At 52.9% G+C, this 21,555-nt stretch carries 19 protein-coding genes and 1 other annotated feature (1 of these 20 only partly in view); of the genes, 15 read left to right on the forward strand and 4 right to left on the reverse strand.

Annotated elements, in window-relative coordinates; genetic code table 11:
* Positions 1–42: 42 nt before the first annotated feature.
* The 7 genes from KCG48_RS00575 (at position 43) to KCG48_RS00605 (ending at position 6,344) form a co-directional block, all read left to right on the forward strand.
* Positions 43–834 (forward strand): MetQ/NlpA family ABC transporter substrate-binding protein, encoded by a 792-nt coding sequence (locus tag KCG48_RS00575; RefSeq protein ID WP_211799543.1) that lies wholly within the window; start codon positions 43–45, stop codon positions 832–834.
* Between the two features lie 224 nt (positions 835–1,058).
* Entirely contained in the window at positions 1,059–2,321 is a 1,263-nt protein-coding gene (locus KCG48_RS00580; RefSeq protein WP_211799342.1) for a 4Fe-4S dicluster domain-containing protein, read from the forward strand.
* A 12-nt stretch (positions 2,322–2,333) separates the two neighbouring features.
* Positions 2,334–3,206, forward strand: coding sequence for an RnfABCDGE type electron transport complex subunit D (locus KCG48_RS00585; RefSeq protein ID WP_211799343.1), 873 nt, complete (start codon positions 2,334–2,336; stop codon positions 3,204–3,206).
* Positions 3,206–4,216: an FMN-binding protein gene (locus KCG48_RS00590; RefSeq protein WP_211799344.1), complete on the forward strand. Its 1,011-nt coding sequence runs from the start codon at positions 3,206–3,208 to the stop codon at positions 4,214–4,216. The genes KCG48_RS00585 and KCG48_RS00590 overlap by 1 nt, the downstream gene beginning before the upstream one ends.
* A 2-nt stretch (positions 4,217–4,218) precedes the next feature.
* Positions 4,219–4,932, forward strand: a complete 714-nt coding sequence (gene rsxE, locus KCG48_RS00595; RefSeq protein WP_211799345.1) for an electron transport complex subunit RsxE — start codon at positions 4,219–4,221, stop codon at positions 4,930–4,932.
* On the forward strand, positions 4,932–5,507 hold the full coding sequence (locus tag KCG48_RS00600; protein WP_211799346.1) for an electron transport complex protein RnfA: 576 nt from the start codon (positions 4,932–4,934) through the stop codon (positions 5,505–5,507). Before rsxE ends, KCG48_RS00600 begins: the two co-directional genes overlap by 1 nt.
* Before the next feature lie 15 nt (positions 5,508–5,522).
* A complete protein-coding gene (locus tag KCG48_RS00605; protein ID WP_211799347.1) occupies positions 5,523–6,344 on the forward strand; it encodes an RnfABCDGE type electron transport complex subunit B in 822 nt (273 codons plus the stop codon).
* 106 nt (positions 6,345–6,450) lie between these two features.
* On the opposite strand, the gene KCG48_RS00610 is transcribed toward KCG48_RS00605, so the two are convergent.
* Positions 6,451–7,629 carry an acetyl-CoA C-acetyltransferase gene (locus KCG48_RS00610; protein WP_211799348.1) on the reverse strand — a complete coding sequence of 393 codons (1,179 nt, stop codon included), beginning with the start codon at positions 7,627–7,629 and terminating at the stop codon, positions 6,451–6,453.
* Positions 7,630–8,118: 489 nt separating this feature from the next.
* On the opposite strand from KCG48_RS00610, the gene KCG48_RS00615 reads away from it, so the two are divergent.
* From KCG48_RS00615 to ymfI, 4 genes are all read left to right on the forward strand, one after another.
* Positions 8,119–8,538, forward strand: a complete 420-nt coding sequence (locus tag KCG48_RS00615) for an NfeD family protein (protein WP_211799349.1) — start codon at positions 8,119–8,121, stop codon at positions 8,536–8,538.
* Between the two features lies 1 nt (position 8,539).
* On the forward strand, positions 8,540–9,484 hold the full coding sequence (locus tag KCG48_RS00620; protein WP_211799350.1) for an SPFH domain-containing protein: 945 nt from the start codon (positions 8,540–8,542) through the stop codon (positions 9,482–9,484).
* Positions 9,485–9,504: 20 nt separating this feature from the next.
* Entirely contained in the window at positions 9,505–9,735 is a 231-nt protein-coding gene (locus tag KCG48_RS00625; protein WP_211799351.1) for a hypothetical protein, read from the forward strand.
* A gap of 97 nt (positions 9,736–9,832) precedes the next feature.
* A complete protein-coding gene (gene ymfI / locus KCG48_RS00630) occupies positions 9,833–10,561 on the forward strand; it encodes an elongation factor P 5-aminopentanone reductase (protein ID WP_211799352.1) in 729 nt (242 codons plus the stop codon).
* A gap of 101 nt (positions 10,562–10,662) precedes the next feature.
* Here the strand turns inward: ymfI and KCG48_RS00635 are convergent, their stop codons facing one another.
* Genes KCG48_RS00635 through KCG48_RS00645 form a run of 3 tightly spaced genes read right to left on the reverse strand, consistent with a single transcriptional unit; the run spans position 10,663 to position 14,170 of the window.
* Entirely contained in the window at positions 10,663–12,159 is a 1,497-nt protein-coding gene (locus tag KCG48_RS00635; protein ID WP_211799353.1) for a sensor histidine kinase, read from the reverse strand.
* Positions 12,152–12,835, reverse strand: coding sequence for a response regulator transcription factor (locus KCG48_RS00640; RefSeq protein WP_211799354.1), 684 nt, complete (start codon positions 12,833–12,835; stop codon positions 12,152–12,154). The genes KCG48_RS00635 and KCG48_RS00640 overlap by 8 nt, the downstream gene beginning before the upstream one ends.
* A gap of 24 nt (positions 12,836–12,859) precedes the next feature.
* Entirely contained in the window at positions 12,860–14,170 is a 1,311-nt protein-coding gene (locus tag KCG48_RS00645; RefSeq protein ID WP_211799355.1) for an aminotransferase-like domain-containing protein, read from the reverse strand.
* 206 nt (positions 14,171–14,376) lie between these two features.
* Here KCG48_RS00645 and KCG48_RS00650 point away from each other — a divergent pair, with 206 nt between their 5' ends.
* The 4 genes from KCG48_RS00650 to KCG48_RS00665 all read left to right on the forward strand — a co-directional run bounded on the left by KCG48_RS00650 (position 14,377) and on the right by KCG48_RS00665 (position 21,492).
* Positions 14,377–15,105: a class I SAM-dependent methyltransferase gene (locus tag KCG48_RS00650; protein ID WP_211799356.1), complete on the forward strand. Its 729-nt coding sequence runs from the start codon at positions 14,377–14,379 to the stop codon at positions 15,103–15,105.
* 22 nt (positions 15,106–15,127) lie between these two features.
* Positions 15,128–16,378 (forward strand): M16 family metallopeptidase, encoded by a 1,251-nt coding sequence (locus KCG48_RS00655; RefSeq protein WP_211799357.1) that lies wholly within the window; start codon positions 15,128–15,130, stop codon positions 16,376–16,378.
* Entirely contained in the window at positions 16,347–16,988 is a 642-nt protein-coding gene (gene recX, locus KCG48_RS00660) for a recombination regulator RecX (RefSeq protein WP_211799358.1), read from the forward strand. Before KCG48_RS00655 ends, recX begins: the two co-directional genes overlap by 32 nt.
* 220 nt (positions 16,989–17,208) lie before the next feature.
* Positions 17,209–21,492 (forward strand): 2-hydroxyacyl-CoA dehydratase, encoded by a 4,284-nt coding sequence (locus KCG48_RS00665; protein ID WP_211799359.1) that lies wholly within the window; start codon positions 17,209–17,211, stop codon positions 21,490–21,492.
* A gap of 15 nt (positions 21,493–21,507) precedes the next feature.
* Positions 21,508–21,555 (forward strand) — a binding site (T-box leader); it runs 163 nt beyond the window's last position.

Below are 21,555 nucleotides of genomic sequence, written 5' to 3' on the forward strand. Positions count from 1 at the left end.
ACAGATTAAGCACACAATGCACTTACAGAAAGGATTGATTTTATTATGAAAAAGACAGTTTCACTCTTCCTTGGAGCACTTCTCAGCCTGGGTCTTCTGGCCGGATGCGGACAGAAAGACGACAAGACCATCGTGGTGGGCGCTTCGGCTGTCCCCCATGCAGAAATCCTGGAAAATGCCCGGGAGGATCTGAAGGCCCTGGGATACAACCTGGAAATCAAGGTTTTCAACGACTATGTTCTGCCCAACAAGGCCCTTTCCGAAGGCGAACTGGATGCCAACTTCTTCCAGCACATTCCTTATCTGGAAGAAATGAATAAGGCCGAGAACCTGGGTCTCACCTGGACCGTAAAGGTGCATATCGAGCCCATGGGACTCTATTCCGAAAAGATCACCGACGTGGCAGATCTCAAGGATGGAGCCACCATCGCCATCCCCAATGACGCCACCAATGGATCCCGTGCCCTGAAGCTTCTGGCAGCCAATGACCTCATCGAGCTGAAGGACACCGAGATTGCCTCCGTCCTGGACATCACGGCCAACCCCAAGAACCTGAAGTTCACCGAACTGGATGCTCCTGCACTTCCCCGTACCCTGGTGGATGTGGATGCTGCCGTGATCAACATGAACTATGCTCTGGAAGGCGGACTCAATCCGTTGGCTGACGCACTGCTCATCGAAGGATCCGAATCCCCCTATGCCAATGTCCTGGCCGTTCGCGAAGCAGACAAGGATTCCGACAAGATCAAGGCGCTGAACAAGGTTCTGAACAATGAGAACACCAAGAAGTTCATCGAAGAAAAGTATGAAGGATCCATTTTCCCTGCATTCTAAACAAGGGGAAAAACAGTATCGAGTCCATATTTAACTGTACCAAATCTTATGATATCGTTCTCGATGAAAAAATAAAGATTTGATCGAAAGAAAACCGTTGATTTCCAACGGTTTTCTTTTATTCACCATTTGTTAATATATTGTCATTTATTGTGGTGTCCAGTCAACAATGCTATACTATATCTTGTATTTGTTATACTTCATACAAATTTAGGGGGATGGATATGAAACTGTTTTCTGTATCAAAAGCAGTGCATGTGCCCAAGTTCAAACCCGCCGAACATTTCAGCAATATTGTTGAAGTCGATGCGCCAAAGAACATGGTTTACTCACTGTCGCAACAACATAATCTGAAGTGTGTTCCCACCGTGAAGCGGGGTGACCGCGTACTGGTGAACCAGATCCTGGGAGAAGGGGAGAACAACAGTGTGGTTCCCGTTTATTCCAGTGTTTCCGGTACCGTAAAGCAGATCACCACCAAAGTGGATCTTCTGGGCAACAAAGTGGACGTGGTGCTGGTGGAGAATGACGAGCTCTATGAGAAGATGCCTAGAGACACCTTCAACTATGAGACCATGGATTTCAAAGCGCTGCAGGACGCCATCAAGCAGCTGGGACTTATCGAAACCCAGAACTTGTCCAACCGCAAGCGGGGCATGCAGCTCTCTTTTAAAGAAAAAGCCAAGAACGTCCTGCTCAATGCGCAGGAAAGCGGACTCTACGGCCAGGTGGACGGCTACCTCTACGAGACCGAGAAAGAAGACTTCCTCCGGGGAATCGATCTTCTCAAGCATCTCTATCCCGAGGCCAACATCACCTTGCTTTCCACTGCCGATGCGGATTCCGTCATCGGATTTACTGATCTTCTGAAGAACACCGGTGTGCGTCTCATTTCAAAACTGCCCACCCAGTTCTATCATGACATGAATCTGGCTTCCCGCGATGTCTTTGGGGACTTCGCCATGAAGGACACCGTCGTCATCGACGCCTTCCTTCTGCCGGCTGTAGCCCGGGGACTCATGGACAACCGCCTGACTCATTATCAGCTCATGCTGGTCAACGGCGAGGCTGTGGCCACGCCGGGAATCTACAAAGTCCTTTCCGGCACCACCCTGGATGTGGTCATGGAAAAAGCAGGCGTCACGGATCCCTTCAGAATCGTCGCCGGCAACATCCTCTCCGGAGATGCCGTTTTCTCCACGGATGCCCCCATTAACCGGGGAATCCGCGAAATCCTCTTCCTCAAGGAGAACGAAGTATCCAAGGAAGAAGAAGTCAACTGCATCAAGTGCGGACGCTGCGCCGATGTCTGCCCCATGGGACTTCATCCCTATGAGCTCAATGCCCTGGTCATCATGAGAGACTTTGAGAGCTTTTATGAAAACCGCGGCGGGATGTGCGTAGAATGCGGACGCTGCTCCTATGTCTGCCCATCCAAGCGACATCTGCTGCAGTCCTTTAAAACCGCCAAAAAGGTTAAACGATAGGAGGTTATGAAAATGGAGAATAAAAAAATTACCGTTGCTTCATCACCTCATATTAAGTCCAATTTGAGAGTGAACAGGATCATGCTCGATGTGCTCATCGGACTGGTGCCTGTGGCAGCTGCCGGCATCTACTTCAACGGACTAAACGGACTTCTTGTCCTTCTCACCACCGTGGCCGCCTCCATGGCTGCGGAAGTCATCTTCAAGAAGCTTCTGCACAAGAACCATACCTTGAATGATCTTTCCGCCGTGGTCACCGGTTCCATACTGGCGCTGATTCTTCCCGTGGACGTGCCCCTGTGGATTGCCGCCGTATCTTCCTTCTTCGCCATTATCCTAGTGAAGGAAGTCTATGGCGGACTGGGACAGAACTTCATGAATCCCGCCGGAGCCGCCAAAGTATTTGCCGTGGTCTCCTACGGAGCACTGCTGAAGTACAAACCCTTTGGGGATTTAAGCCTGGCGGAACGCCTCATCGGCGAAGCCGGAGGAAACCTGGGTGAAGCTTCCATCATCGCCATTGTGGTCGGTGGGCTTTATCTGATCTTCCGCGGCATCATCCGCGCTCGCGTGCCGTTCACCATTCTTCTGGTGAGCATCCTCTTCTCCCAGTTCGTTCTGGGCGATGTGGCCATCCTGGGCATGAACAGCAGTATCTATCTGGTGGCGTTCTTCCTGGCCAATGATTATGCCAGCTCGTCCATCACCAATGGCGGAAAATGGGTTTATGCAGCACTTCTGGGCGTTTTCGCCGCTCTGTTCATCGGCGTGGGCAAGAATGTGGAAGGGGCTTACTATGCACTTCTCATCGCCAATGTCTTCGCCCCATTCATTGACACTTTCTTTAAAGGAAAGGTCAGCACCAAGAAGGAGGCGACGGCATAATGAAAAAAAAGACCGATAACCTGCTTCTCGAACTGGTGAAGCTGGGTGCAATATTGACCATTATCTGTGTGGTGGTGGCGGGTATAGTCGCCTATGTCTATGAATCCACCAAGGAACAGATTGCCCTCAATAATGCCATTAATAAAGATGATCTAGCCGTGGTTATGCCCGAAGCAGACTCCATCGAAGACGTCACCGCTGATTTCGAAGCCGACGAAACCATTGTGGAAATCTACAAGGCCCTGAAGGGTACCGATGTGGTCGGCTATGTCTACAAGACCAAGGTTTCTGGATATAAGCCAGACCTTACCACTGTCGTGGGTATGGATATGGACGGCCAGGTTATTGCTGCCCGTGTTACCCAGCTTTCTGAAACACCGGGTCTTGGTGCTCGTGTTCAGGAAGAGGAGTTCATCAGCCAGTTCAGCAGCAAGACTCCCGAAGGAGAATTCAAAGTGGTGAAGACGGCTCCCGCTGCGGACAATGAAATTGCCGCCGTTTCCGGCGCTACCATTTCTTCCACTGCGGTGACCGGTGCGGTGAATACCGTGGTGAAATTCCACAAAGCCAACATTCTGGGCGAAGAAGTGACGGAAGAACCCAAGGCAGAGCCTACCATCGAAAACATGCTCCTCACGGGCGATGAAATGGTGGAAATCGAAGGGGAGTACAAGACCTTCGAAGTGAAGACTGCCGGTACCGTTACCGGATACATCGTCTACGCCGCTAGCCCCGGTTATTATGAAGACAAGCCCATCACCGTGGCCGTGGCCTTTGACAACGCCACCAAGAAGATCACCAATATCATGGTGGTGGAACAGAATGAAACCCAGGGTGTCGGCAACGTCATCCAGGAAGAGGGAATGGCCAAACTGTTCCAGGGCAAGGATGCCGTGGAGCAGGAGAGAGTCGTTTACTCCGGAGCTTCCGAAAGCTCCAAGGGTGTCTTCAAAGCCGTCAATAAAGCCATCCTGTATTACAATGATGTCCTGATGCAAGGGGGGAACTAACGATGAAGCTACTTTTAGAAAGACTGAAAAACGGCTTGTTCAGTGAAAATCCGATTTTCGTTCAGGTTCTGGCCATGTGTCCCACCCTGGCCACATCCACGTCCATGTCCAATGCTCTTGGCATGGGACTTTCCACCACGGCCGTTCTCATCTGCTCCAACGCCCTGATCTCCATGCTGCGTAAGTTCATTCCCAATAAGATTCGAATTCCCGGCTACATCGTCATCATCGCCGGCTTCGTATCCGCCGTGGATATGTTCCTCAACGCCTATGCCATGGACCTCTATAAATCCTTGGGCCTCTTCATTCCCCTCATCGTCGTTAACTGCGTCATCCTGGGAAGAGCAGAAGCCTACGCCAACAAGAACGGAATCCTCGCTTCCATTTGGGATGCCGTCGGCATGGGCCTGGGCTTTACCCTGGCACTGACCGTCCTGGGATTCTTCCGTGAACTTCTCGGTGCCGGAACCCTCTTCGGAACCCGCATCATGCCGGCAGCGTATACTCCAGCCAACATCATGATCCTGGCTCCCGGCGCATTCCTGACTCTGGGACTGATCATGGCCTTCCTCAATAACCGCAACCTGAAGCAGGGCAAATCTTCCCTGAAGATTCATGACTGTGAAAGTTGCGGCATGGGCTGCGATATTCCCAAGGAAAACAAAATGGAAATCATCCTGAATCCTGATCTGAAGAAAGTGGAGGAGGCGAAATAATGAATATCCTGTTGATTTTTATCAATGCCATGCTGGTCAATAACTTCGTCTTGTCCCGCTTCCTCGGAATCTGCTCCTTCCTGGGCGTGTCCAAAAAGCGCGATGCTTCCATCGGTATGGGCTTTGCCGTGCTCTTTGTCATGGCCATCGCTTCCTTTGGTTCCTGGGCAGTCTACACGTTCCTTCTGGAGCCTTTTGGTCTTGACTACCTGAAGACCGTGGCCTTTATCCTGGTTATCGCGGCTCTCGTTCAGTTCGTGGAAATGTTCATCAAGAAGGCCAGCCCTGCGCTCTATGACGCTCTGGGCATTTACCTTCCCCTGATCACCACCAACTGTGCTGTGCTCGGTGTGGCCATCCTCAACGTGCAGGAAAAGCTTAGCCTCATGGGAAGCCTGACCAATGCCGTGGGTGCTGCTTTAGGTTACTTCCTGGCCATCGTCCTCATGGCGAGCATCCGGGAAAAGCTGGATAAAGTGACGAGCATTCCGAAGTCCTTCCAGGGTCTTCCCATTGCCCTCATCACCGCCAGCCTCATGGCGATTTCGTTCCTTGGCTTCCAAGGACTCATTTAGGGAGGGGGAGAGAATATGACACAAATCTTGATACCCGTTGGCATTCTCGCCGGCATCGGCCTTCTCTTGGCCGTCATGTTGGGCGTAGCTGCTGACCTCTTCAAAGTTGAACAAAATCCAAAGGTGGAAGAACTGATCCTGGTGCTACCCGGGGTCAACTGCGGCGGATGCGGATTCGCCGGTTGTGAAGCCTATGCCCGCGGCATCGCCGAAGGCGGCGCAGAGCTCAATCTCTGCAGCGTGGGCGGCGAAGCTGTGGCCAACAAAATCGGCGATGTCATGGGCGTAAAAGTCAATGCTGCCGAGGTCATGGTGGCCTATGTCAAGTGTAACGGAGACTGCAACAAGTCCAAGGACAAGTACGAGTACCATGGCATCATGGACTGCGTCAGCGCTTCCGCCCTCCCGGGCGGCGGAGCCAAATCCTGTTCCTACGGCTGTCTTGGCCTGGGCACCTGCGTTAAAGTCTGCGACTTTGATGCCATCATCATCAAGGACGGCATCGCCATCATCGACGAGAACAAGTGCACCAACTGCGGCGCCTGTGTGAAGGCCTGTCCAAAGAACCTCATTGAATCGGTGCCGATCAATTCCCGCATCCGTGTGGCCTGCAACTCCTACGACGCAGCGCGGGATGCCATGCAGAACTGCGAAGTGGGCTGTATCGCCTGCAAGAAGTGCGAGAAGACCTGCCCCTATGATGCCATCCATGTGAACAACAACCTGGCCAAGATCGACTACAGCAAGTGCACCCAGTGCAACGCCTGTGTGGAGGTCTGCCCCAAGGTGACCATCGAAAACATCCTCATGATCAACAAGGCGACCAAGAGCGCTTAATGAAAAGAAGCTCCCGCAGGATTTTGCGGGAGCTTTTCTATGGATCAATTTCGCAAAAAAGAAAGGCGCTGCCCCAAAGGAGCAGCACCAAACAAGGAGAAGGAAACTAACGCTTGACGACAACGGATGTGCCCATGCCTCCGCCGATGCAGAGGGTGGCCAGTCCATAGACGGAATCGCGCTTCGCCATTTCATGGAGAAGGGTCACCAGGATTCGGGCACCAGAGGCGCCGATGGGGTGGCCCAGGGAGATGGCTCCGCCGTTGACGTTGACCTTCTCAGCATTCCACTGAAGTTCCTTGCCCACGGCCAGGGCCTGGGCCGCAAAGGCTTCATTGGCTTCAATGAGGTCCATGTCATCGATGGTGAGGCCAGCTTTCTGGAGGGCATTCTTGGTGGCCGGCACGGGGCCTACGCCCATGATGCTGGGATCCACACCGCCATTGCCGTAGGAAACCACCGTCGCCAGGGGTTTTAATCCTAACGCATCGGCCTTTTCCCGGCTCATGATGACTAAAGCTGCAGCGCCGTCATTGATTCCTGAGGCATTGGCTGCGGTGACGGTGCCGTCTTTCTTAAAGGCCGGTCGCAGTTTGGCCAGTCCAGCTGCGGTGACGCCGGCTTTGGGATATTCATCCGTATCCACAATGATGGGATCGCCTTTTCGCTGAGGAATGGATACCGGAACGATTTCGTCCTTGAATCGGCCAGCAGCCATGGCAGCCTCCGTCTTGTTCTGACTGAGGGCCGCAAAGGCGTCCTGTTCTTCCCGGGTGATTCCGTATTTCTCGGCAACATTCTCGGCGGTGATGCCCATATGGTAATGATTGAAAGCATCGGTGAGCCCATCATGGATCATGGTGTCCACGACGGATGTGTTGCCCATGCGAGCGCCAAAACGGGCGGTGCTCATGGTGTAGGGAGCCTGGGTCATGCTTTCCGTTCCGCCAACCACAACCACATCATTGTCTCCAGCGATAATGGTTTGAGCGGCCAGGGATACGGTGCGCAGACCGGATCCGCAGAGCATATTCAGGGTGGTGGCAGGGACAGAGCTGGGGATTCCTGCGCCTATGGATACCTGACGGGCAACATTCTGGCCAAGACCCGCCTGCAGAACGCAACCCAGATAAACCTCATTAACGTCCTCCGGAGCAATTCCTGCCCGTCGAAGGGCCTCTTTTACGGCAGTGACGCCCAGATCCACGGCGGAAACATCTTTGAACACCCCGCCAAAACTTCCAATGGGTGTGCGGACCGCGCTGACAATAACAACTTCTCTCATGCTATAACCTCCAAATTCAATCTGCTCTTTTGGGAGTTGAAGGGACCAGTCGCAGCTGTCCAAGGTGGCCAGTAGGGGTGCTGGGGCTGTCTTTTCGCTTCCCGGCATGGTTATCATAGCATAGATTCCGCAGTTTTTGTAATCCGTTTCACCTTTGCAATCACGAGGATTGCGGTCTTTTCCGCAGGGGTAAGGGACGGGAATCCTTGAAACATGAGGGTTGTATCATGTTTAGCAGCGAAATGCAGAATTTTGCCCTTTTTAAAATTAACATTTTATTCACATTTGAGTTTTTTCTTCTTTTTCAACAATTTTTAGAAATTTTTCAAGAATATATACTTTGCATTGTGTTATCATGACTAAGAAGGGGTGCTTGTTCCTGATTTAGCAAATCCGCAGAATTTGATAAAAGCAGTAATAATTACTGTATTACACTTTATTTAATACCACTTATGTGCTATACTCAGAGTCAAAGGGAGGAGGAAATATATGAACTGGATTTGGTTATTACTCATCATTATCGTTGTGGTTCTGGACATCGCGACCAGCAATGTTCTGTTCTCCTGGCTGGGCATCGGATTCTTAGTGGCCTGGATCGTCAGTCCCTTCGTGGTCTTTGGCGACCAAGTCATCATCGCCTTTACGCTGGGGATCATCCTGCTGCTTGTGGGGAATCGGATCTCTCGGAAGTATATCCGAAAAAATATCCAAACCACCCCGATTCTCGTGGACAAGATTGTCGGAAAAGTATTCGAAGCTGAGTATGAAATCACCAAGGAAACAAAGCACAAGATCAACGGGATCTACTGGACACTGGTCAACGACGGGCCGCCCATTGCGGCTGGAGAACACTTTAAAGTCCTGGAAATCGCCAACAACAAGCTGATAGTAAAAAAGGAGGAAAACTAACATGGAATGGATCATTGTCTTCGCCGTACTCGCAATTCTGATTCTGATCATTATCTTAACCTCAATCAAGGTGGTCAACACCGGTATGGTGTACATCCTGGAGCGTTTCGGTCAGTTCTACAAAGTACTGGAGCCAGGCTGGCACGTGATGCTTCCCTTTGTGGACTACGTCCGGGCCAGAATTTCCATGAAACAGCAGATTCTCGATATTCAGCCCCAAACGGTCATCACCAAGGATAACGTCAACATCAGCGTGGACAACGTTATTTTCTATCAGGTGCTGAATCCTAAGGATGCCGTGTACAACATTGAGAACTATGTTTCCGGTATTATGTATTCCACCATTACCAACATGCGTAACATCATTGGTGACATGACCCTGGACGAAGTCCTGGCCGGCCGTGACAAAATCAACATGAAGCTGCTCAATATCGTCGATGCCATCACCGACGCCTACGGGATCAAGATCCTCTCCGTGGAAATCAAAAACATTCTGCCCCCGGCAGAAATCCAGAACGCCATGGAAAAGCAGATGAAAGCCGAGCGTGAAAAGCGCGCCGCCATCCTCATTGCTGAAGGTGACCGTGAATCGAGCATTGCCCGTGCAGAAGGTGAAAAGCGCAGCAATATTCTTCGGGCAGAAGCGGAAAAGGAATCCAACATCCGCATCGCCGAAGGTCTGAAGGAATCCCAGCTCCTGGAAGCTGAAGGTAAGGCCAAGGCCATTGAAGCCATTTCCAACGCGGAAGCGGAAGCCATCCGCAAGGTCAATGCCTCCATCATCGAGTCCGGTACTGACGCCCGCGTCATTGCCCTGAAGCAGGTGGAAGCCATGAAGGAAATGGCCAACAACCCCGCCAACAAGCTGATTCTTCCCATGGAAACCCTGAACTCCCTGGGCAGCATCGCCGCCGTAGCCGACATCCTGGGCGAGAAGCGCAAATAACGAAAAGGGGAGGAAAAGTCATGGCTGTATTCTTTCTCTTGGCCTACGGACTGTTCTTGATCCCCACGCTGGAAATCCTGAAGGAAATTCTTGCTCATCCCAAATCCCGGCTCCTCTATGCTGAAACGACCAGTGAAGTCTCCCAAAGTCCCTGGAACAACAGGAGATTTTCCCCTGAACCGATCGTCTTTATCTTGGTTCTGGGCGGATTGAGCGCCACTTATTTCTATATGGTCTGGAACATCTGGTGAAGAAAACCCTGGAATCGTCATGGATTCCAGGGTTTTTCCATGGGACAGGGAAAGTCCGGTCTGTTATAATGAGGGAAAGAATGAACGAGGGGAGATTATGATGAAAAACGCCTTGATCACCGGAGCCACAGGAGGCATCGGAGAAGCCATCGCCCGGAAACTGGGAGAAATGGGTTACTCCCTGGCTTTGTTTTACGGAAGAAACCATGAGAAAGCCCAGGCCCTGGCCGCAGAGCTTTCGGAAATCACGGAAGTGAAAACCTACGCCATGGACTTTCGTCATCCGGATAAGGCCCACGTGGCCATGGGACAGGCGCTGGACGATTTTGGAAGCTTCCAGCTTCTCGTCCATGGAGCTGGGATCTCCGTCCGGGGATTTTTCCATGAGCTGGAGGATCCGGATTTTGAGGAGCTTCTGGATATCAACCTAAGGCCCCTCTACTACCTCACCCGAAAGGTCATTCCGGATATGATTGACCGCCAGGAAGGACAGATCATCAGCATCTCCTCCATCTGGGGTTCCCGAGCTGCCGCCATGGAGGTGGGGTATGCCATGACCAAGGGCGCTCTGGAGCAGTTTACCCGGGGTCTGGCCGCAGAGCTCTCCCACATGGGCATCCGCGTCAATGCCATCGCACCGGGGGGCGTGGATACGGATATTCTCGCCAATCTGTCGGAGGAAGAAAAGCAACAATTTCTGGAGGACATTCCTTTCCGAAGACTCTGCCGACCTGAGGAAATTGCGGATCTGGTGGAGTTTCTCCTGACCAAAGGCACCTATATCACCGGGCAGATCATCACCATCGATGGAGGGTACACGCTATAGCTCAACACAAGGCCATGGCCTGAACGATGGTTTTCATGATGAGAAAAATCACGGCAAAGGAACCGCCTGGGGAGAGATCAACTCTCCCCAGGCGGTTCCTCCTATCCTCTGCGATAATTTTGAAAGACGATGGTGAAGGCGACGCCGTCCCCGTCGTTTTCCAGGGTATACGCCCAGTGGTGCTTTTCCAGGACATTTCGAATGATGGAAAGCCCTAGACCGGTGCTTCCTTCCTGGCGGTGCCGACTTTTATCCTTCTTGTAGAAGGGGATCCAGATGTTCTGCAGATCCTCTTCCTCGATATGGGCTGGGGCGTTGCGAAGGATGAGCTTTAGGCCTTCTGCCTCCTCAAAGAGGCGTATGGCCACGGCCTTCTTCTGCCCCTGAAGGGGATCACAGTAGGAGATCCCGTTCTTGATGATGTTTCGGAGAGCCGTCCCAACTTTCAGGACATCCCCCTGGATGAGGACTCCCGGAAGAATGTCCAGGGTGAAATCCACATCCTTGCCCTGATACTCCTGGAAAGGCGCCAGAGCTTCCTTCAGTACCTGGTCGAGAGAAAACTCCGTGATCTTTAAGCTGAAAGCTTCGGATTCCGCATAGGACACCTCAATCATGTCCTTCACCAGCTTTTCCATATTTTTGGCTTCGTCCAGAATGATCTCCAGATATTCCTGCTGGCTGTTTTCGCCAATCCCGTCCAAAAGTCCTTCCGCATACCCTTCGATGAGGGTAATGGGGGTTTTCAGTTCGTGGGAGATGTCTCGGATAAACTCCTTTCGCAGGGTTTCCAGTTTCTGACTCTTCTCGATGTCCTGCTCCAGCAGCACATTTTTCTCCTGGAGTTCCTGCAGAGCACTCTTGAGGTTCTGGGCCAGGGTGGAGAGACTGGTGGACAGCTCTCCGATCTCATCCTGGGTCCATGCCTCAATTCCCACATCGAAGTTCAGCTGCGCCAGTTCCTTGGAGGATGCCGTGAGCTTACGCAGGGGACGGGTGATCGTCCGGGAGATGAAGAAGGCCAGGGTGAGGACCACGGCAAATCCGCCGAAGAAGACATAGACGAAGAAGTTCCGAATGGTTCTCGCCGCTTCATTGATGGGATAGAGAGAGCTGATGGAGAGGGCGATGGACGTCTCGCTGCCCATGGGCATGGCACCAACGGTGAGGAAATACCGGATGCTGCCGTCCTGACGGGAATACTCCCGGGAGATCACCTTCCCTTGGTCCAGCATACTCTGGGCCAGATCCTGATCGCTGACCAGATCTGAAAAGAACCGGTTGATGATTTCGATGTAATCGCCGTCGATGCGGGTCCCGCCATAGGCCATATACTGCAGCACGCCATTTTGGCCGAAGATGAAGAGGCGGGTGCCGTTGGCCGTTTCAAAGGTATTGATGGCCTCGATGAACCCCTCCGCTGAAGAGGGGGTTTGCTTTTTGAAGGTTTCCAGATTTTCCGCTAAAGCTGCCTTCTTCGTTCGGGTATAGTAAGTTTCAAAGGAATACGCCATGAAGAGCATGGATGCCAGGAGAAGCAGAGACATGAGGAGCACCATGATAAAGGTCAGTTTGTTGGTAATGGATCGCTTAATCATGATCTTTCACCTTGAACCGGTATCCGAACCCCCGAACGGTTTCAATGTACTCCGCCGCTGGACCCAGTTTTTCCCGGAGGCGCTTAATGCTGGTGTCGATGGTGCGCAGATCGCCCTCATAGTCATAACCCCAGACCTTTTCAATAATCGTCTCCCGGGAAAGGACGATATCCTCGTGGGTGGCCAAAAGCTCCAGAAGTTCAAACTCCTTCTTCGATAGCGAGAGCTCCTCCTCCCCGAGAAAAACCCGCTGGGAAAGGGAACTGAGGGAAATCTGCCCAAAGGTTTGGACCTGAGGATCCCTGGCGTGTTGCTCCAGGCGCTGAAAGAGAGCTCTCAGTTTCAGCACGAGGATCTTGGGCGAGAAGGGTTTGGTGATGTAGTCATCAGCGCCAATAGCATAGGCCGTGAGGAAATCCTCATCCATGGTTTTGGCTGTAAGAAAGAATACCCGGGTATCCTTTTCCTTCCTTAGCCGCTTCAGCACTTCAAAGCCATCCATGAAGGGCATCATGACATCCAAAAGAATGAGGTCGTACTCCTTGGCCAGGGCCATGGCGAGACCTTCTTCCCCGTGGGCGGCAAGATCGACGGTATACTCCTCCTTCACCAGGTAATCCCGAAGGAGTTTTCGGAGCCGTTCTTCATCTTCGACAATCAGGATCTGTTTTTTCATGCTTTGTCGCTCCTTGATCTATTCCTAAAGATAGATTTTATTTTTGTCGTCTTTTTCTCCCCGCATGAGATGGACTTCCCGAACCAGTTCCCGGATGGAGGCGTTGACCTTATCCGGTTCCACCCGGGTGAGACTCACCCGCAGAACCTTGTCTTCAGACCGGGTGAACCCGGTGAAGTCGCGGAACCGATGTCCCTTAGCCTGAAGATTTTCCAGCAGCGCCTCCAGCTTGAAATCAGCGGGGAAATGGAGGCTGGCAAAGAACCCCAGCTCCGGTACATGGAGGTCAAAGGGGAAATCCGCCACTGCATTGCGGAAGATCATGATATTCTGCTTCACCTTTTCCTTCAGCCGGGCCATATCCCGGGGATACATTTCCGATTTCAGGTATTTCAGGAGCACCGCCTGATGAAGGAGGGAAGCGCTGAGATTGAGATAGGTGACTCGGTAACCGATGGACTTGATCCAGGCCGGAGGCATGATGACATGGGCCAGCTTCAGCGCCGGGCTGATGGTCTTGCTGTAGCTGCGGACATAAATCGTCCGGTCCGGAGCCATACTGAAGAACGTTGGGCCCTTGGAAAGCTCAGCCAGGTAATCATCTTCCAGGATATAGAAACCGTACGTCCGGGAAAGGTCCACCACCCGAGCCATGGTCTCCGGGGAAAGATCCGTCCCCAGGGGATTGTGATTTCGACTCATGGTGTAGAAGAGCCGGTACTTTTCGGTTTTCAGCTTCTCTTCCATGGCCTCCAGATCCAGGCCTTCCCGGGTTCTGCGCACCATATCATAGGGAATTTCCTGCAGCTCCAGCATGGAAAGGGCAATGTTGTAGGTGGGATCCTCCACCAGAACCTTTCCCCAGCTTTTCTCCGTCTCAAAGAAGAGGGACAACGCGCTTTGGGCGCCGCTGGTGATGAGCACCGAATCCAGCGCCAAATCCGGCTGATGGAGCTCCAGGAGCAGATGTTCCCGGAGAAGATTGTATCCCATGGGATAGCTGTAATTGAGAAGGGAAGAATTCTTCTCCTCCATGGTCAGGGTCGTTGCCCGGGCTAGAGAATCCAGCGGCAGATTCCGGCTGCTGGGAACACCCGAATAAAAGTCTGCGGTTTCTGTATGTTCCCGGGGATTCCGGTGGATGTAGTATCCGCTTTTGGGGGCGGAGAAGACCAGTCCCAGGGACTCCAGCTCACTGTACGCTTTGATCACTGTGGAATTGGAACAGCCAAATTTGATGGCCAGTCCGCGGATGGAGGGCAGTTTTCCTGAGCCTGAGTCTTTTTCGATTTCCCCCCGCAGATAGTCGACAATTTCTGTATATTTATAATTCATGCAATCACCCCTTTTGTACCAGTCCAGTTTCCTCCATTATAGCATCGAAACCCCGTTCCGTGCCAAGGGTGTGTGCAAATGGATACCCAAGGCGGGTTCATTTATGGTATATTAGGGTATAATCTAGGTTACATCCCCATTGTGTCACCTCGGTGACAGGGAGCAGAGATCAGGACTTCTAAAAAGGGAAAAGGAGCGGCGATGCCATGAAATTTTATGAAATGCTGGTCAAGTCTTATGATACGATCTTTCCGTTTCAGCCGGACACTTTTCGGTTTATCCGTGAAGGTCTTCACGCCGGCGATAAAGTGTTGGATGCCGCCTGCGGTACAGGCACCTACACGCTTCCCCTGCAGGAGGAAGGAATCCTCGCCTGTGGCGTGGACCTGGAAGAGGCCATGATCGAGGAAGCGGAAAAGAAGAGACAGCGCCTGGGCATCGATGGCGACTTTGTGGTCTCCAACATGCTGGACATCGATCTCGTCAGCGAAGGGGACCTTCGCCGGATTTTCATCATCGGCAACTCCCTGGTGCATCTGCACTCCCTGGATGAAGTCCGCAACTTTCTCGCCAGTGCCTATGATCTTCTGGCCAAGGAAGGCGATCTTCTTCTCCAGATTATTAACTATGACCGGATCCTGGATCAGAAGATCACAAAGCTTCCCGATATCCGGGTGCCGGAGGCAGAGCTCCTGTTCCTTCGCCGCTACCAGTATGATCCGGCAATCCACAAGGTGGAATTTTCCACCACCCTGACCCTGGGCACGGAATCCCGAACCTCGACGGTGGACCTGCTTCCCCTTCGCCGGGCGGAGCTGGAAGAAGCCCTAAACGAGTGCGGCTTCACAGAAATCAACGTTTATGGCGACTTCAAGAAGTCCCCTTGGACCCCCAATTCCATGATGCTGGTCATGGCGGCACGAAAACTCAAATGAAGCAAGAAATGGAGTAAAAACTATGCATTATCACCAAGTCACCCTGAAAAACGGGTTGACCTTGATCACTGTACAGAAACCGGGAAAGCTGTTTTCCCTGAACCTGGGCCTCCAGGTGGGCTCCCTCATGGAAGGGGATCAGGAGAAGGGGATCTGTCATTTCATCGAGCACATGCTCTTTAAAGGCACGGTGTACGAGGACAATGAAACCCTCAACCGGCGCATTGAAATGATGGGCGGGGATTTTAACGCCTATACGGACTACATCTCCACGGTGTATTCCGTTTCCGCCCTTCGGGAGGAACTGCTGGAATCCCTGAACATTCTCCACGAGATGATTGCCCATCCGGCCTTTTCGGCGGAGGAGATGGAAAAAGAGCGGGGAGTCATCCTCTCCGAGATGCGTTCTGCCCTGGACGATCCCGAGGACATCACCCACCGGAATCTCTATGAGAAAGCCTATGCCACGAGCCCCCTGCGCTATGATGTCATCGGTACGGAAGAAAGTATCGGAAGACTCACCGCCGAGGATCTTCAGCGTTTCCACCACACCCACTACGTCCCTGGCCGCGCCATCTTGATCCTGGTCAGCAGCTACAGTCATGAAGAAGCGGGTATCCTGGTGGAGAAGACGCTGGGACAGTGGCAGGGGAGCAAGACCCCGCCGATTCCCTGGGTCTTCGAAAAAAACCAGCCGGGGATCCATACCGATTATAAGGACATGGAGCAGTCCACCCTGGCCATCCTGTATTCCTTCCCCCTTAAGGAGGAGGAAAAGCTTCCCCTGAGAGTGCTCAACTATAAACTGGGCCAAAGCGGAAACTCCATACTCTTCCGGGAGCTTCGGGAGAAACGGGGATTGGCCTACGATGTCTATTCCGATCTGGATCTCACGGAGAATATTCAGAACCTGGTGATCTACACCCAGGTCTCCGATGAAAGCCTGGAAAACACCCTAGAGGTGATCCAGGAAATCCTGGAAGACATCAAGACCGGTGCCTATTTCCACCAGGATGACTTGAATATGATGAAAAAAGTCATGAAAACCAGCATCTATGGCACCTTGGACAGCATCCACGACCTGTCGGCCTTCCTCCTGGATGAGGTGCTGAACCACCAGGATCCCCGGGAGTTTGAGAAGGATATGGCGAAGCTGGAGAAAGTAACCCTGAAGGATCTGGTGGCCGTGAGCCAAAAGGTGTTCAGCGAGCCCACAATATTCATGTTGAGGGGGAATCCCGATGACGAAGATCACACAGATTACGGAGAATAAAAAAAACAAGGAACGGGTAAGCCTCTTTTCCGACGGGGAGTTTCTCCTGTCCTGCCACAAGGAACTGGTGGTGAAAAAACGCCTGGTCCCTGGCATGGAGGTGGATGTGGAGCTTCTCCGGGAAATGGCCCGGGAGGATGAATACCTGAAAGCCAAGGATACGGCCCTTCGGGCTCTCGAACTCAGCTACAAGACGGAAAAGGAGATCGAGGACAAACTCCGCGTCAAGGAATACGATGAACGGGTCATCCAGCGGGTTATGACCTTCCTGGCGGAATACCGCCTGGTGGATGATCAGCGTTATGTGGAGCTCTTTGCCAAGGAAAAGCTCCGAAGCCGGGGCATCCGAAAGGTCCAGTACGAACTCCAGGCCAAGGGCATCGACAAGGAGACCTTCCATGAAGTGCTGGAAAATCTCGACACCCAGTCCCTGGAGGAGGAGACCTGCAAAAAACTGGCGGAGAAAAAATACGCCCAGCTGCAGAAACGAGAACCCGATGCCTACAAACTGAAAACCAAGCTCTTTGCCTTTCTCAGTGGCAAGGGGTATGAATACGACATGATCCAGCGCATCGTCCGGCAAGTGACGGGGGCGGATCTGGAAACCTAAAGACGGACAGGGGTTACCTGTCCTTTTTTTGTCTGTTTTTCCTTCGTAGAGCAACAGATATTTGTAGAATTCAGACAAAAATTGTGAATCCCTACACGAATCTTGAAGATTCCCACGAAATTATTAACATTTATCGTCTTTCAGAATTTTTTGCCGGTGTTATAATAAAGGGTATATTCCCACACTACTTGAACGGACAACCCGGAACAGGAGAAATATTATGCGCGATAAAATCTATTTGGGACTCGATGTGGGTTCCACCACTGTGAAAGCTGTGGTTCTGGACAAGAACCGTCATACGCTCCACCATACCTATGAGCGGCATTATTCCGATATTCGCAGCACCGTGGTCAAGGTCATGACCGACATCCATGAGACCTTTGGCGACCGGGAAGTGCATGTAGCTGTCACCGGTTCCGGAGGACTGTCTGTGGCGTCCTGGCTGGGCATTGATTTTATCCAGGAGGTCATTGCCTCCACAAAGGCTGTGGAATCCCTGATCCCCGAGACAGAAGTTGTCATCGAGCTGGGGGGCGAAGACGCCAAGATCACCTACTTTGACGGATCCATCGAACAGCGGATGAACGGCACCTGCGCCGGCGGTACCGGCGCCTTCATCGACCAGATGGCCGCGCTCTTAAAAACCGATGCCCAGGGCCTCAACACCTTAGCCCAGGGCGCCAGTTACATTTATCCCATTGCCGCCCGCTGCGGTGTTTTTGCCAAGACCGATGTGCAGCCTCTTCTCAACGAAGGGGCCCGCAAAGAAGACATTGCCGCTTCGATTTTCCAGGCCGTGGTGAACCAGACCATTGCAGGCCTGGCTTGCGGTAGGCCCATCAAGGGAAAGATCGCCTTCCTAGGGGGCCCCTTGCATTTTCTTCCGGAACTGCGAAAGCGCTTCATCGAAACGCTGGAACTGAAAGAAGGCGAGGCGCTCGTGCCCAAGGAGGCGCAGCTCTACGTGGCCCTGGGGGCAGCCATCTCCTCCTTTGAGGGGTATGCCCATGAACTGGAAACCCTGATGAACCGAGCCAATCGCTTAAAGGACGTCTTTAAAAAAGAGGTCAACCGCCTGGATCCGCTCTTTCCGGAAACTGCGGACCGGGAGGCTTTTCAGGCAAGGCACGCCCTGGCTGTGGCCAAGCGGAAAGAGCTCTCCACCCATGGGGGTCCGGTGTTTCTCGGTATCGATTCCGGTTCCACCACCTCCAAGGTAGTCCTGGTGGATGAGGAGCTGAACCTTCTCTATTCCTATTATGGCAGCAATAAAGGGGAGCCCCTGAAGCTCATCGCCAAGGTGGTGGAGGAGATCTACGAAAAACTTCCTCCGGGAGTCACCATCGCCCAAAGTGCCGCCACAGGCTATGGCGAGGGGCTGATTCAGGCTGCCCTGGGAGTGGATATCGGCGAAATCGAAACCATCGCCCACTATGAAGCCGCCAACCATTTCCTTCCCGGGGTGGACTTCATCCTGGACATCGGCGGGCAGGATATGAAGTGCCTCCGAATCAAGGATGGTGCCATCGATTCCATTATGCTCAACGAAGCCTGCTCCTCCGGATGCGGCTCCTTCATCGAGAGCTTTGCGGAGTCCCTGGGCTATCCGGTCCAGGCGTTTGCCAAGGAAGCCGTAGAGGCCAAAGATCCCGTGGATCTGGGTTCCCGCTGCACAGTCTTCATGAACTCCCGGGTAAAGCAGGCCCAAAAGGAAGGGGCTTCCCTGGGCGACATCAGTTCGGGACTGTCCTATTCCGTCATCAAGAATGCCCTCTTCAAGGTCATTAAGATCCGTGATCCCAAGGCCATGGGGGAGAAGATCATCGTCCAGGGCGGCACCTTTTATAACGACAGCGTCCTCCGGGCCTTTGAACTCATCTCCGGCCGGGAAGCGGTACGTCCGGACATCGCCGGGCTCATGGGCGCCTTCGGCGCCGCCAAGATCGCCCGAGACCGCTGGACGAAGGGCCAGGTGTCTACCTTGCTGCCGCTGGAAGAAATCCAGGCCCTTCATCCGGAAACCACCATGCGCCGCTGCGATCTGTGTCTGAACAAATGCCCCCTCACCATCAATATTTTCAAAGACGGCGGGGGAGAATACATCACAGGCAATCGCTGCGAACGGCCCCTGAAGCTGGAGAAGAAGGAAACTCTTCCCAATCTCTTTGAGTACAAGGAGCAGCGCACCTTTGCCTACAAGAGCACCGTGGCTCCGGAAAAATCCCGGGGTACCGTGGGGATTCCCCGGGTGCTGAACCTCTATGAGAACTATCCCTTCTGGTTCACCCTGTTTGATACCTTGGGCTTTAAGGTGCTGCTGTCGCCCAAATCCTCCAAGAAGCTCTATGAGCGGGGAATGGACAGCATTCCATCGGAGTCTGTCTGCTATCCGGGCAAACTGGTCCATGGGCATATCGACTATCTGGCGAAAAAAGGGGTGGACCTCATCTTCTATCCCTGCCTTCCCTATGAGAACAAGGAAGATCCCCAGGCCAACAACCACTACAACTGTCCTGTGGTCACCTCCTATCCCGAGGTCATCCGCAACAACATGGACATTCTCGCCCTGCAGAAGGTGCGTTTCGTCAGTCCGTTCCTGAACTTCTATGACCGGGCCCACCTGTACCAGAAAATGCACGAAGTGCTTTCCAAGTACTATGACATCTCCTTGAGCGAGGTAAAAAATGCCGTGGCCAAAGCCTATGGAGAAGTGGACCGGTACAAGGCCGATATCCGGGAAAAAGGGGAGGAGACCTTAGCTTATCTGGAAAAGACCGGCAAGAAGGGCATCGTCCTGGCGGGAAGGCCCTACCATGTGGATCCGGAGATTCACCATGGCATCCCCAATCTCATCACCGAATACGGCATGGCGGTTCTCACGGAAGATTCTGTGGCCCATCTGGGCACCGCACCCCGACCCCTCCGGGTGGTGGACCAGTGGACCTACCATAACCGGCTTTACCGGGCTGCGGCCTTTGTCGGCACCCAGGAAAACCTGGAGCTCATCCAGCTCAACAGCTTCGGCTGCGGACTGGATGCGGTGACCTCGGATCAGGTGGAGGATATCCTCCGCTCCAAGAACAAAGTCTTCACCCTGCTGAAAATCGATGAAGGCAACAACCTGGGGGCGGCGCGAATCCGCGTGCGATCCCTGAAAGCCACCATGGAGGCCCGCAGAAGAAATGCCATCGGCATCAAGGACACCCCGGTGATCTATGAGCGGCCCATATTTACAGCAGAAATGAAGAAGAATCACACCATCCTGAGTCCCCAGATGTCGCCCATCCACTTCCGCTTTGTGGAAGCGGCGCTGCGCTATTCCGGATTCAACGTGGTAGTGCTCCCGGACACGGATTTCAAAGCCGTGGATGAGGGGCTGAAATATGTCAACAACGACGCCTGTTACCCCTCCATACTTGTGGTGGGACAGATCATCGAGGCATTGAAAAGCGGCCAGTATGATCCCCAGAATACCTCCTGCCTCATCACCCAGACCGGCGGCGGCTGCCGAGCCACCAACTATGTGGGCTTCCTAAGGAAAGCCCTGAAGGACGCCGGATTTGCACAGGTTCCCGTGATTCCGCTCTCCGTGCAGCAGTTTGAAAAGCATCCGGGCATGCGCCTGGACCTCAAAACCTTAAGCAGCGCCATGCAGGCCCTGGTTTACGGCGATCTCCTCATGCGGGTTCTCTATCGGGTACGCCCCTATGAAGCCATCAAAGGCTCCGCCAATGCCCTCTATGAGAGCCTTACCCAGAAGATCCTGAAGGACATGGCCGATCCCACCATCAAATCCTTCCAGGAAAATATTCGGCTCATCGTGAAGCAGTTTGACGAGCTGGAAATCCGGGATGTGGTGAAGCCTAAGGTGGGCCTTGTGGGAGAAATTCTGGTGAAGTTCCATCCCACGGCCAACAATTCCGTGGTTCAGGTCATCGAGGACAATGGCTGCGAAGCCGTCATGCCCGACCTGGTGGACTTCTTTCTCTACTGCTCCTACAACAACGTGGCAAAGCGCAAGTACTTAAACGGGAGCCTCTCCAAGTATCTGGGAAGCAAAGCGGCCATCGCCGTCATGGAAACCTACCGAAAAACCATGCGGGAGGAACTGGAAAAATCCCAGCGCTTCACCGCTCCCTCACGCATCGAGCATCTGGCGAAGCTCACGGAAGGCATTGTCCACATCGGAAACCAGACGGGAGAAGGGTGGTTCCTCACGGGAGAAATGATGGAGCTCATTGAAGAAGGGGTGGAGAACATCATCTGCATGCAGCCCTTTGCCTGCCTGCCCAACCATATCACGGGGAAAGGCGTCATCAAGAAGCTTCGGGAAGAGAACAAGAACATCAACATCACGGCCATTGACTACGATCCCGGCGCCAGTGAGGTGAATCAGCTGAACCGAATCAAACTGATGATTTCCATTGCCTTCAAGAACCTGGAGAAAAACCAGGATCTGGATGCCAAGGAAAACCCCTTGACAATCCTAAACAGGCAGATATAATGAAACTATATTTGAATAAAGGCGATGAAAAAGAGGAGTACGCATGAAGAAGCGTCAGAGAGG

Origin of the sequence: Proteiniclasticum sediminis (assembly GCF_018128025.1) — a bacterium.
Lineage (GTDB): Bacteria > Bacillota > Clostridia > Clostridiales > Clostridiaceae > Proteiniclasticum > Proteiniclasticum sediminis.